This window comes from Microbacterium sp. Root322, assembly GCF_001425645.1.
In the GTDB taxonomy this organism is placed as follows: domain Bacteria; phylum Actinomycetota; class Actinomycetes; order Actinomycetales; family Microbacteriaceae; genus Microbacterium; species Microbacterium maritypicum.
In genome coordinates this window covers 1,214,410-1,226,202 of sequence record NZ_LMCS01000002.1, presented here as the reverse complement: position 1 = coordinate 1,226,202, position 11,793 = coordinate 1,214,410, and the positions used below count along the sequence as shown (strand labels likewise).

The 11,793-nt window shown below is 69.9% G+C and carries 12 protein-coding genes; 9 read left to right on the top strand and 3 right to left on the bottom strand.

The annotated features are described in order from the left end of the window. The first annotated feature begins 92 nt into the window (after nt 1-92). From ASC55_RS10840 to ASC55_RS10815, 6 genes are all read left to right on the top strand, one after another. Nucleotides 93-1,085: a TIGR03557 family F420-dependent LLM class oxidoreductase gene (locus ASC55_RS10840; protein WP_055875270.1), complete on the top strand. Its 993-nt coding sequence runs from the start codon at nt 93-95 to the stop codon at nt 1,083-1,085. Beyond that, nucleotides 1,082-1,897 carry a coenzyme F420-0:L-glutamate ligase gene (cofE, locus tag ASC55_RS10835; RefSeq protein ID WP_055875259.1) on the top strand — a complete coding sequence of 272 codons (816 nt, stop codon included), beginning with the start codon at nt 1,082-1,084 and terminating at the stop codon, nt 1,895-1,897. The genes ASC55_RS10840 and cofE overlap by 4 nt, the downstream gene beginning before the upstream one ends. Then, the gene (gene fgd, locus ASC55_RS10830) at nt 1,894-2,928 is read left to right on the top strand and encodes a glucose-6-phosphate dehydrogenase (coenzyme-F420) (RefSeq protein ID WP_055875256.1); all 1,035 of its coding nucleotides are present in this window, start codon (nt 1,894-1,896) and stop codon (nt 2,926-2,928) included. The genes cofE and fgd overlap by 4 nt, the downstream gene beginning before the upstream one ends. A gap of 10 nt (nt 2,929-2,938) precedes the next feature. Then, nucleotides 2,939-3,610, top strand: a complete 672-nt coding sequence (gene cofC / locus ASC55_RS10825; RefSeq protein WP_055875254.1) for a 2-phospho-L-lactate guanylyltransferase — start codon at nt 2,939-2,941, stop codon at nt 3,608-3,610. Next, nucleotides 3,607-4,710: a 2-phospho-L-lactate transferase gene (gene cofD / locus ASC55_RS10820; protein ID WP_082524308.1), complete on the top strand. Its 1,104-nt coding sequence runs from the start codon at nt 3,607-3,609 to the stop codon at nt 4,708-4,710. Before cofC ends, cofD begins: the two co-directional genes overlap by 4 nt. A 149-nt stretch (nt 4,711-4,859) precedes the next feature. After that, a complete protein-coding gene (locus ASC55_RS10815; RefSeq protein ID WP_055875251.1) occupies nt 4,860-5,330 on the top strand; it encodes a hypothetical protein in 471 nt (156 codons plus the stop codon). A gap of 22 nt (nt 5,331-5,352) precedes the next feature. Here the strand turns inward: ASC55_RS10815 and ASC55_RS10810 are convergent, their stop codons facing one another. The 3 genes from ASC55_RS10810 to ASC55_RS10800 are packed head-to-tail and all read right to left on the bottom strand — an operon-like array spanning nt 5,353 to nt 8,206. After that, complete coding sequence (locus ASC55_RS10810; RefSeq protein WP_055875248.1) at nt 5,353-6,162, bottom strand: ABC transporter ATP-binding protein; 810 nt, start codon at nt 6,160-6,162, stop codon at nt 5,353-5,355. Further along, a complete protein-coding gene (locus tag ASC55_RS10805) occupies nt 6,159-7,229 on the bottom strand; it encodes a putative F420-0 ABC transporter permease subunit (RefSeq protein ID WP_200935165.1) in 1,071 nt (356 codons plus the stop codon). Before ASC55_RS10805 ends, ASC55_RS10810 begins: the two co-directional genes overlap by 4 nt. After that, nucleotides 7,226-8,206, bottom strand: coding sequence for a putative F420-0 ABC transporter substrate-binding protein (locus tag ASC55_RS10800; RefSeq protein WP_055875246.1), 981 nt, complete (start codon nt 8,204-8,206; stop codon nt 7,226-7,228). The genes ASC55_RS10805 and ASC55_RS10800 overlap by 4 nt, the downstream gene beginning before the upstream one ends. Nucleotides 8,207-8,438: 232 nt before the next feature. Between ASC55_RS10800 and ASC55_RS10795 the strand changes: the two genes are divergently transcribed. Genes ASC55_RS10795 through ASC55_RS10785 form a run of 3 tightly spaced genes read left to right on the top strand, consistent with a single transcriptional unit; the run spans nt 8,439 to nt 11,783 of the window. After that, the gene (locus tag ASC55_RS10795) at nt 8,439-9,404 is read left to right on the top strand and encodes an alpha/beta hydrolase (protein WP_082524346.1); all 966 of its coding nucleotides are present in this window, start codon (nt 8,439-8,441) and stop codon (nt 9,402-9,404) included. Further along, nucleotides 9,401-10,807 (top strand): dihydroorotase, encoded by a 1,407-nt coding sequence (locus tag ASC55_RS10790; RefSeq protein WP_055875243.1) that lies wholly within the window; start codon nt 9,401-9,403, stop codon nt 10,805-10,807. Before ASC55_RS10795 ends, ASC55_RS10790 begins: the two co-directional genes overlap by 4 nt. Nucleotide 10,808: 1 nt before the next feature. Next, nucleotides 10,809-11,783, top strand: a complete 975-nt coding sequence (locus ASC55_RS10785; RefSeq protein ID WP_055875239.1) for an LLM class flavin-dependent oxidoreductase — start codon at nt 10,809-10,811, stop codon at nt 11,781-11,783. Nucleotides 11,784-11,793 lie beyond the last annotated feature (10 nt).

Genomic DNA, 11,793 nt, shown 5'->3' with positions numbered 1-11,793 from the left:
CCGTACCGGGCGCGAAGGCACGTCTCCGCGACACTCTTGACTTTTGGATCCAGTATCCATTCAATAGGAACAGCAGAGGTGAGGAGGCCGACATGCACATCGGGTACGCCGCGATGCTCGAGCAGATCGAGCCGACCGCCGTGATCGAGAACTGCGTCCTCGCCGAGGCGCACGGGTTCCGCGGGATCATGGCCACCGACCACTTCCAGCCCTGGCTTCCCCGCCACCGCAACGCCGCGCACGTGTGGACCATGCTCGGCGCGATCGGCGCGCACACCACCGGCGACCTCGGCCCCGGAGTCACGACGCCGGGCTTCCGCACGCATCCTGCCGTCGTCGCGCAGGCCGCGGCGACCCTGGCGACGCTCTACCCGGGGCGGGCCTGGCTCGGCGTCGGATCGGGAGAGGCGCTGAACGAGCACATCGTCGGCGACTACTGGCCCGAACCCGCCGAGCGCATCGACCGCATGTTCGAAGCCGTCGACCTGATCCGCAAGCTCTTCACCGCCTCGCTCGCGGGTCGCGACACCCGGCACCGCGGCGAGCACTTCCGGATGGAGTCGACCCGGCTCTGGACGATGCCTCCCACCGCGCCGCCGGTCTACATCGCCACCGCGGGCCCTGCCACCGCACGTCGCGCCGGCCGGAACGCCGACGGCCTGATCACGACGTCGGCCGAGGTGGAGCGCCTGGACCCGCTGCTCGCCCGGTTCGCCGAAGGAGCACGGGAGGCGGGCCATGACCCCGACGCTCTCCCGAAGGTGCTCCAGCTGCGCCTCTCCTGGGCGCCGACCGAGGAGCAGGCCCTCGCGAACGCGCTCACCGAATGGCCGATCGCCGGACTCCGGATGCGCCGCGGCGACGTGCGCTCGCCCTACGACTTCGAGCAGCTCGTGCGCGGAGTGACGGCCGACGACATGCGCGCGTCGATGCTCGTCTCCGCCGACCCCGACGTGCACCGCGCGCAGATCCAGCGCTACGCCGACCTCGGCTTCACCCGCATCTACCTGCACAACGTCGGGCCCGACCAGCGGGAGTTCGTCGAGGTCTTCGGCCGCGACGTGCTGCCGAAGGTGCACGCATGAGCGCCCCCGCGATCACCGTCTTCACTCTCACCGGCATGGGCGAGGTGCAGCCGGGCGACGACCTCGTGGCCCTGATCCTCGCGACCGGCGTCGAGCTCGCCCACGGCGACATCCTCGTCGTCACCTCGAAGATCGTCTCCAAGGCCGAGGGTCGTTACGTGCAGGCTACCGACCGTGAGGAGGCGATCACCGCCGAGACCGTGCGCCTCGTCGCCTCCCGCACGTTCGACGGGCACACCATGCGCATCGTCGAGAACCGCCTCGGCATGGTCGCCGCGGCTGCGGGCGTCGACGCCAGCAACACCCCCGACGGCTGGGTGCTGCTGCTGCCCGAAGACCCCGACGGTTCGGCCCGTGCGCTCGCCGCGGGGCTGCGCGCGGCGACGGGTGCCGAGGTGGGTGTGATCCTCAGCGACACCCTCGGCCGTCCCTGGCGCGAAGGGCAGACCGATGTGGCGATCGGCGGTGGGGGAGTGCGCATGATCGCCGACCTCCGCGGCACCACCGACCAGGCGGGCAAGGTGCTCAGCGTCACGACCCCCTGTGTCGCCGACGAGCTCGCCGCCGCCGCAGACCTCGTCAAGGGCAAGGCCAGCGGCAATCCGGTCGCCGTGGTGCGCGGGCGTGACGATCTCGTCGGACCCCTCACCCTCCCCGGTGCGTCGAGCATCGTGCGCGGCTCGGAGCGGGACCTCTTCTGGCTGGGAACCGCCGAAGCGCTCGATCAGGGATACCGCGACGGATACACCGCGGCATTGGCGGACATCCGCGCACACGAACAGCAGGAACCCGAACAGAAGGATGCGACATGACACTGACCCTCGGATACAAGGCCAGCGCGGAGCAGTTCGACCCGCGGGAGCTCGTCGAGATCTCGGTCGCGGCAGAGGCGCACGGCATGCAGTCCGTGTTCGCGAGCGACCACTTCCAGCCCTGGCGGCACACCGGCGGGCATGCGCCGTTCTCGCTCACCTGGATGGCGGCGGTCGGAGAGCGCACGTCGAGCATCCGCATCGGTACCTCGGTGCTCACCCCGACCTTCCGCTACAACCCGGCCGTTCTCGCGCAGGCGTTCGCGAGCCTGGGCTGCCTGTATCAGGACCGCATCATCCTCGGCGTCGGCTCGGGTGAGGCGCTGAACGAGATCGCCACCGGATTCCAGGGCGCGGGGGAGCAGGAATGGCCGGAGTTCAAGGAGCGCTATGCGCGGCTGCGCGAATCGGTGCGGCTGATGCGGGCACTGTGGTCGGGCGACCGGGTGAACTTCGACGGCGAGTACTACTCGACGCACGACGCTTCGATCTACGACCGGCCCGAGGGCGGCATCCCCATCTACATCGCCGCGGGCGGACCGATGGTGGCGCGCTACGCCGGCCGTGCGGGCGACGGTTTCATCTGCACGTCGGGGAAGGGTCAGGAGCTCTACGTCGACCAGCTGCTGCCCGCGGTGAAGGAGGGGCTCGAGCAGTCCGAGCGCTCGTTCGATACCTACGACCGGATGATCGAGATCAAGCTGTCGTACGAGGAGACCCGCGAGGCGGCGCTGGAGAACACCCGCTTCTGGTCTCCGCTGTCGCTGTCGAAGGAGCAGAAGCACGACATCACCGACCCGGTCGAGATGGAGAAGGCCGCCGACGCGCTGCCGCTGGAGACGATCGCGAAGCGCTGGATCGTCGGGAACGACCCGGATGCCGTGGCCGCCGAGATCCAGCAGTACATCGACTGGGGCTTCAACCACCTCGTCTTCCACGCGCCGGGTAACGACCAGCGCCGCTTCCTGCAGCTCTTCGAGCGCGACATCGCGCCGCGGCTGCGCGACACCGCCGCCGGGCTTCGCGGCTGAGGAGGGTGACATGATCCGCGGTTCGGGAATCGGGGTGCCGCTGCCGGGAGCGCCCGCGCGCGAGTGGGTCGTGGTGATCCCGGTCAAGCGCGCCGAGATCGGCAAGTCGCGGCTGCGGATCCCCGGCGTCGATCGCGAACCGCTCGCCAGGGCGATCGCGCTCGACACGGTCGAAGCCGCCGCGGCGTGCGAGCGCGTCGCCGAGGTCATCGTCGTCACGAGCGACGAGGTCACGGCTACCTCTCTGCGCCTCCTGCCGCGGGTGCGCCTGGTGCGCGACCGCGGCGAAGGGCTGACCGCGGCGATCGGGCTCGGCGTGAACGCGGCACCCGACATGCGCCCGCGTGCCGTGATGCTCGGCGACCTGCCGGCGCTGCGTCCGGACGAACTGGCCAGGGCGCTCGCATTCGCCTCGTCGCACTCTCGCGCGTTCGTCCCCGATGCCGAAGGAACCGGCACCGTGCTCGCCACGGCGCGGGCGGGCTTCGACCTTAACCCCTGCTTCGGTGCCGATTCGGCCTCCGCGCATCGTGCGGCCGGGTTCACCGAGGTCGGGTTCCCCGTGTTGAGCGGCCTCCGACGCGACCTCGATCACGCCGAGCATCTCCGAGCCGCCCGCCGTGCCGGCCTGGGCCCGCGCACGGCGGCGCTCGTGGACCGACCGCTGGTGCTCGCCTCATGACCGGCGTCTCCGCCGACACCGCCCGCGCCCCGCGCATCGTCGTGCTCGCCGGCGGCGTCGGCGGGTCGAAGTTCGTGGTCGGGGTGCGCGAAGCCGCACGGCGGCGGTGGCCCGACACGGCGGGAGGGACGCGCGCCGAGATCACCGTGATCGCCAACACCGGAGACGACCTGTGGCTCAGCGGCCTGCGGCTGCAACCCGACGTCGACTCGATGATCTACGCGCTCGCCGGCGTCAACGACACCGAACGCGGCTGGGGCAGGGCGGGGGAGAGCGAACGCGTCGCCGCCGAGTTGCACGCGTGGGGCGCCGGCTGGCCGTGGTTCACGCTCGGCGACCTCGACCTGGGTGCGCACATCGCCCGCACGGGCTGGCTTCGCGATGGCGCCACGGTGACCGAGGTGGTCGACCGCCTCGCGTCCCGGTGGCCGCTCGGGGTGCGGCTGCTGCCCATGACGGATGCGGAGGTCGACACCCACGTCACCACCGACCAGGGGCGGATGCACTTCCAGGAGTGGTGGACCCGGCACCGGGCTGCCCTTCCCGCGCACGGGTTCGACTGGCCGGGCATCGCGCATGCCGAACCGGCACCCGGTGTGCGCGAGGCGCTGGCCGCGGCGGACGTCATCCTGTTCGCCCCCTCGAATCCCGTGGTCTCGCTCGGGCCGATCCTCGCCGTTCCCGGCATCGCCGATGCCGTCCGCACCGCTTCCGCCGCCGTGGTCGGGGTATCGCCGATCATCGCCGGTGCTCCGGTGCGCGGCATGGCCGACGCCTGCCTCGCGGCCGTCGGTCTTGCCGCGACCGCGGATGCGGTGGGACGCCATTACGGTGCGCGCGCGAGGGGCGGACTGCTCGACACCTGGCTCCTCGCCGAGGAGGACGCATCTCTTGCCGACGGTCTCGAGTCGACCGGTCTGCGTGCGCCGGTGCATCCCCTGTGGATGCGCGACCTCGACGGTGCCGTCGCTCTCGCCGCCGCAGCGTTCGACTCCGCAGCGCTCGACTCGGCAACGCTCGACTCGGCCACCACTGCCCCGTTCGCGGTCGATTCGGCCTCGAACGGCCTCGCTGTGCACGATCTGACCCAAAAGTCGTAGTCCGAGGCGCGAAAAGACTGGCCGAAAGTTCTCAGAGTTTCGGCGTAATGACTGGGCCCTCACCTTCGTCTCTTCACTGTGAGGGTTGTCCGGCCGAAAGGGGGCCGGGCTTTGCGAGGGGTGAGGGAATCGTGAGTGGTCGAAGTCGAGTGGATCGACTCTTCGAAGAGCTGGAGGTCGAGTGCGGCACGAGTGTGCAGTGCATCCTGGAACGAGCGTCCGCCCTGCTGAGACTGGACATCGAGGTCGAGGTGCTGAACGAGGAGGAATGGCACGCGGTCCCGCGCTTCGTTCTCCTCGACGGTGACCGGGCGAGGATCCCGGTACGCCGGGCCGATCCTCAGTGGTTCCGCCTGCACGTGGTGATCCACGAGCTCGCGCATCTGCTGTGCGGACATGCGCGTTGCGAGAGCCTGCCCATGACTTTCGACCAGCTTCGAAAGCCCGCGCAGGCCTGTGTTCTGGCGGGAGTGGGCGGGGGTGCCGGATCCGCCGCGTTCGCCGATTCTCCGCAGGAGGCGGATCAGCAGGCGGATCAGGAGGCCGAGGCGGAAGCGCTCGCGCACCGACTGGGCTCATTCGTCGTCGTCCCGCAGTTCGCCTCCGCCGAGGCCGGCTGAGGCTGCGGCCGTACGTTTCCGATCAGCGTGCGAGTGCGTGCTCCGCGTCGAACACGATCAGCGGGCGGTCGCTGCCAGGGCGTGACAGCACCTCGGCGTCGACGCGCCAGACGCGGGCGATGAGCTCGCGCGTCAGCACGCTCTGCGGGGAACCTGCGGCCTGCACGTGGCCGTCGGCGATCACCACGACCCGGTCGGCGAAGGCCGCGGCGTGGTTGAGGTCGTGGAGTGCGGCCAGCACCGTCATGCCGTCGCGCGCGAGGAGGTCGAGAAGCACGAGTGCGTCCAGCTGCGCCCGGATGTCGAGGTGATTCGTGGGTTCGTCGCACAGCAGCAGGGTCGGCCTCTGGGCCAGGGCCCGCGCGAGGTTCACCCTCTGGCGCTCACCGCCGGACAGGGTCGCCGCATCACGATCCGCGAACTCGAGTGCACCGGCGCGGAGCATCGCCGCATCGGTGGCCGCGGCGTCCGCCTCCGCGCCGTCGAACGACAGCCACCCGCGGTGCGGGAGCAGGCCGAGCCCCACGATGTCGCGTCCGGTCATGCCCTCGGCGGCCGACCACTCCTGCTCCACGAGGGCCACGCGCTGAGCGCGCTCACGACGCCGCATCACCGTCAGTGAGTCGCCGTCGAGCGCGAGGGTCTCGACCTCGCCGCGCAGGGTGCCGGCGATCAGGCGCAGCATCGTGCTCTTGCCCGAGCCGTTGGGACCGAGCAGGGCTGTCACCGAACCGCCGGGAGCGGTGATGTGCATATCGTCGAACAGGATCCGACCGCCGTGCCCGAAACGGATGCGGCGGGCGTCGAGTCCGTCCTCGCGCACGGCGGTCATGGGCGGCTCTTCCGCATGCGCAGCATCAGCACGGCGAACACCGGCCCGCCGATCAGAGCGGTGACGATCCCGACCGGAAGCTCACGCGGCTCGAACACCGTGCGCGCGATGGTGTCGGCCCAGATGAGGAACACGGCGCCGGCGAGGAGCGACACCGGCAGCAGCGCGCGATGCCGGGCCCCGACCACCGCGCGCACGGCGTGGGGGAGGATCAGCCCGACGAAGCCGATCGACCCGCTCACCGCGACGAGCGCTCCGGTCAGCAGCGCGGTGCACACGAACAGCAGCACCCGCACCCGGGTGACGGGAACGCCCAGTGCCTCGGCCGCGGTGTCGCCAAGCACGAGACTGTCCAGGGGCCGCGCCGAAGCCAGCAGCGGGATGGCGCACACGGCCACGGCAGCGCCGGCGAGAGCGGCTTCCGCCCAGCCCGCACCGCCGAGCGAGCCCAGCAGCCAGCTGAGGATCTCGCGATAGCTGTCGTTCGTCGCGCTCCAGAAGATCACCAGGCTCGTCAGGGCGGCCAGCACGGCCGACACGGCGAGGCCTGCGAGCACCACCGCGGTCGAGCCCGCGGAGCCGGCCGCGCGGGCGAGACCGAGCGTCAATGCGAGGGCCAGCAGCGCACCGGCGAAGGCCGCGAACGGCAGCGCCACCGCGGCCCCCAGCACGATGACGATGACGGCGCCCGTCGACGCGCCCGACGACAGGCCGAGCAGGTAGGGGTCGGCGAGAGGGTTGCGGGTGAGGGCCTGCATCACGGCGCCGCACAGGGCCAGGCCGCCTCCGACGGCGGCAGCCGTGAGCACGCGGGGCACCCGTCCTTCCCAGATGATCGCGTCGCGGATGGGGGTGAGCCCGCTGGCGGACCCGGTCAGGTGCGACCACACGCTCGCCACGAGCTCGGTCGGGGTGATGTCGGCCGGCCCGATCGCGACCGCCGCGACCACGCTGCCGACCAGGGCGAACAGCAGCACCGCGATCGCGGAGACCGTGCGGCGGCGCGGGCGAGGGGCGGATGCCGGGGTGGCCGGGATCGCCGTGCGCAGCGGAACCGCGACGCTCACTGCTCTCCGAGCTGCGCCACGATGGCCTGCACGGCGTCGACGTTGCGGATGCCGGCCTCGGTCGAGGGGAAGTCGACGATCACGAACCGCTCGCTGCGCACCGCGTCGAGCTGCGCGGTCACGGGGTTCGAGGTGAGCAGCGCGATCTTGGAGGCGGCGGTGTTCCATGCGGCGTCCACCAGGACGATCACGTCGGGGTCAGCCTCGGCGATCAGCTCCCAGGAGCTCGATGTCCAGGTGTCGTGCACGTCAGCGAACACGTTCTCGAGCCCGGCCGCAGACATGATCATCTCGGGCGCACCGATGCCTGCGCCCACGAAGGGCTGGTCGGTGCCGGACGAGTACCACAGCGCCGTGAGGCCGCGGTCGTCGGGAGTGATCGCGGCGAGCTCCGTGCGCTGCTGCGCGATCAGGGAGGCCGCCGCCTCTTCCTTGCCGAGCAGCTCGCCCGCTTCTGCGAAGCCGTCGAAGACGGTGTCGAACGTGAGCGGGTCCGGCATGTATCCGGCGGCTTTGCAGGCGGCGGGGGCGACGTAGGTGGTGATGCCGAGCTTGTGCAGGTCGGCGCGCTCGCCGGCGCCGTCGACCGAGAAGTTCGACTCCCACCCGGCGAACACCAGATCGGGTTCGAGTTCGAGCACGGCCTCTTTCGACGGCACCTTGTCGGAGACGACGGGGATGTCCTCGGCGTCTGCCGCGAGATCTTCCGGCAGGGGGCCGTCGGAGAAGGCGGAGCCGATGATCCGATCTCCCGCCCCGAGGGCCAGCGCGAGCTCGAGGGTCGATGACTTGACGGTGAGGATTCGTTGCGGCGTGGAATCGAGCGAGACCTCGGTCCCGCAGTTGTCGACCACGACGGGTTTCGGATCGGCGGCAGCGGCGGGAGCTGCCGGCGCACCGGCGCATCCGCTCAATCCGGCGGCGAGGAGGAGGGCGAGGACGGGGGCGGCGCCGAGGGCGCGGGCGGTGGCAGGCATGGTTCTCCCGGAAGACGAGGAAGGGGAAGGGCGCAAGAGAGAGCGCGTTCGCAGTCCAGGTCGGGACCACCGGCGTCGGCCAATCGGGCCGACGTGATGCGGTCATGGTATCGCGGATACTGGATCCAAATCAATACTGGATTCTGGATCCAAAATGGGTGAAGATGGGGAAAGCCCCACCGCAGCGGCGCACATCGCCGATCGCGACGCCGCGTTCAGCCGAGAGGAACCCATGCAGACCACACCCGTCTCGTACTTCAGCGAGGGTCAGCGCATCTCCGCCGTGTGGCGCACCCCCGATCATGAGGGTCCGTACCGCGCGATCGTGCAGGGTCCCGGTTGGCTCGGGCTCAAGGACGCCAAGCTCTACGTCCGCTATCACGAGGCCCTCGTCGCCGCCGGCTTCGCCGTGCTCGTGATCGACTACCGCGGCTTCGGCGACTCGGAGGGTGACCGCGGCTACCTGTCGCCGGCTTGGCAGCTGCAGGATCTGGTGAACGCCGTGACGTACCTCACCACGCGCGACGACGTGATCGCCGACGCGATCGGTGTCTTCGGCACCGGCGGCACCGGAGGCGGGAACGCGGTGCTCCTCGCCGACGCCGATCCGCGCATCAAGGCCGCCGTCAGCCAGGTGCCCGTCGCCGACGGCGAGGACTGGTTGCACCGCATGCGCAGCGAGTACGAGTGGCTCGACTTCCAGAAGTCGCTCGAGGAGGATCGCCGCCAGCGCGTCGCCACGGGGGAGGGGCGCATCGTTCATCCTCGCGAGGAGATCATGATCCCCACCGCCGAGCGTCGAGCGACGACCATCAAGGCCGACGTCGATGACCGCATCCCCACCGCTGTCCCGCTCGCCTGCGCCGAGGGCATCATCGCCTACCGGCCCATCGAGGCGGCGGCTCGTCTGACCACGCCGCTGCTCGTGATCGGCGTCGAGGGCGATGCGACCACGCCCACCGATCACGCCGAGGCGCTGTACGAGGCCGCGCGAGGTCCGAAGCAGCTGATCATGCAGCGGCACACCACCCACTACGCCGCCTACGACGCGTACTGGGAGCAGACCACCCCGGTGATCGTGGGCTGGTTCGACCGGTACGTGCGTCCCGCGCATCTCGTCCACCGTTCGTCGCCGTCGCCCGCGATCGGCGAGTCCCTCACCACCGAATCCGTTCAGAAGCAGGAGGTCGCGCGATGAGCGTGGAACTGAAGATCACCGGCGGCACCGTCGTCACCCCCGCAGGTCCGGTCGTCGCCGACCTGCTCGTCGCCGACGGCAAGGTCGCCGGTATCGTGGCCGCGGACACCGAGATCACCGCCGCGCGCACGATCGACGCCGCGGGCAAGCTCGTGCTCCCCGGCATGGTCGACGTGCACGTGCACACCCGCGAACCGGGCTACGAGCACAAGGACGACATCTACACGACGAGCGTGCAGGCCGCGGCCGGCGGCGTCACCACGATGTTCGGGATGCCGAACCTCAAGCCGCCGACCACCGACGTCGCGACCCTGACCGACGTGTTCCAGCGGTACGAGGAATCGTCGATCGTCGACTGGAACCACAACCCCGCGCCGACCAAGTTCGACCAGATCGCCGGCATGAGCGAGATGGGCATCAGGGCGTACAAGATCTACATGGTCGTCGACACCGGCCGTGACTACCCGCACCCCTCCGGCACGGGCATCCACAACCACGGGCACCTGCTCGAGATCATGGATCACATCGCCCAGACCGGGAAGCGCTTCATCGTGCACCCGCACGACCAGGCGCTCATGGACTACATCGAGGGCGCCTACCTCGCCCGGGGTGAGAACACCCCCGAGGGCTACGCCTCCGCCTACGCCGCCCGAGAGGGAGTGATCTGGGACACGGCGATCGATGTCGTGCTGCGCCTCGCCGAGGCCTCCGGATGCCCGGTGCACATCGCGCACATCCAGACCCGGCGCTCGATCGAAGCCGTGCGTCGCGCGAAGCAGAACGGCATCGACGTGACCTGCGAGGTCAACCACTGGGCGCCGTTCCTGTCGACTTGGCACGACGTCGAGACGCTGGGCCCGTACGCGCTCAGCTACTGGGTGCCCGACGACAACCGCGCGGCCGTCTGGGAGGGCATGCGCGACGGCACGATCGACATCGCCGCCAGCGACCACGCCCCGCACACGCGCGAGGAGAAGGAGGTCGGCTGGACGCAGATGTGGAGCTCGCACACCGGCACCCCCGGCATTCAGTACTACTACGAGCTCATGCTCGACGCCGTGAACAAGGGCGAGCTCGACCTGCAGCGCGCGATCGACATGGTCGCTCACCTTCCCGCCGCCAAGTTCGGCCTGGAGGGGGTCAAGGGCTCCCTCACGATCGGGGCGGATGCCGACATCGTCATCGCAGACCTCGCCGACGAGTGGACCATCACGAACGACGGCGTGCTGTCGAAGATCGGCTGGACCCCGTACGACGGGCGCACGATCAGCGCCCGCATCCAGCGCACCCTCGTGCGCGGCGTCGACGTCTACGTCGGCGACGAGGTCGTCGGTGACCGCACATTCGGAAAGCTCGCCGCATCGGCGGAAGACAGGGCGGCATTCGCCGCAGAGAGGAACTGACATGAAATTCGGACTGCTGCTGCCGCACTTCGGCGAGGAGGCGAGCAAGGAGAAGCTCCTGGAGGGGTCGAAGCTCGCAGAGAGCTTCGGATTCGACTCCGTCTGGGTGCGCGATCACCTGGTGTTCGAGCCGCACGGCGAGATGGAGAAGCCGAACCGCACGTTCTACGACGCGCTGACGACCCTCACCGCCATCGGTGCCGTCACCGACAAGATCGAACTCGGCACCGGATCGCTCATCCCGTTCCGCCACCCGCTCGTCACCGCCCTCATGGCCGGCACGATGACCCAGCTGCTCGGCCCGCGCCTGATCCTCGGCTTCGGCGCCGGCACCTTCGACCACGAGTTCGACGCGATCGGCTGGGGCGACCTCGATCGGGTGGAGATGGTCCGCTCGAACGCCGAGATCCTGCGTCGGGTGTTCACCGAGAACGACGTCACCTATGACGACGGCATCTTCAAATTCGACAACGTCACGATCGAGCCGAAGCCCGTGGGTGGACGCATCCCGTTCTGGTACTGCGGCGCGACCCCGCGCTCGGCCCGTCTCGCGGCGGAGTTCGCCGACGGATGGATGCCCGGACGCACGGGCCTGCTCACCATGGAGAAGCGCATCAAGACCATGCGTGAGATGACGGATGAGAACGGCCGCCCGATGCCGACCATCGCCGTGATCCCGCCCACGTCGATCGAGGACACCCGCGAAGAGGCGCTCAAGCACGTGAACATCCCGGGCCTTCTCGCCTGGGCGAACAAGGCCAAGTTCGCGGTGAAGCCGCCGTCCGGCAGCTTCGAGACCGTCGAAGACCTCGAGGGCCAGCTCATCGTGGGCAGCCCCGACGAGGCGGTCGAGCAGATCAAGCGGTTCGAGGAGGTCGGCACCGAGCACCTGGTGTTCGACTTCCGGTTCAAGTTCGATCGGTTCTTCGAGCAGATCGAACTCCTCGGTACCGAGGTGCTTCCGAAGCTGCGATAAGCCGCGCACC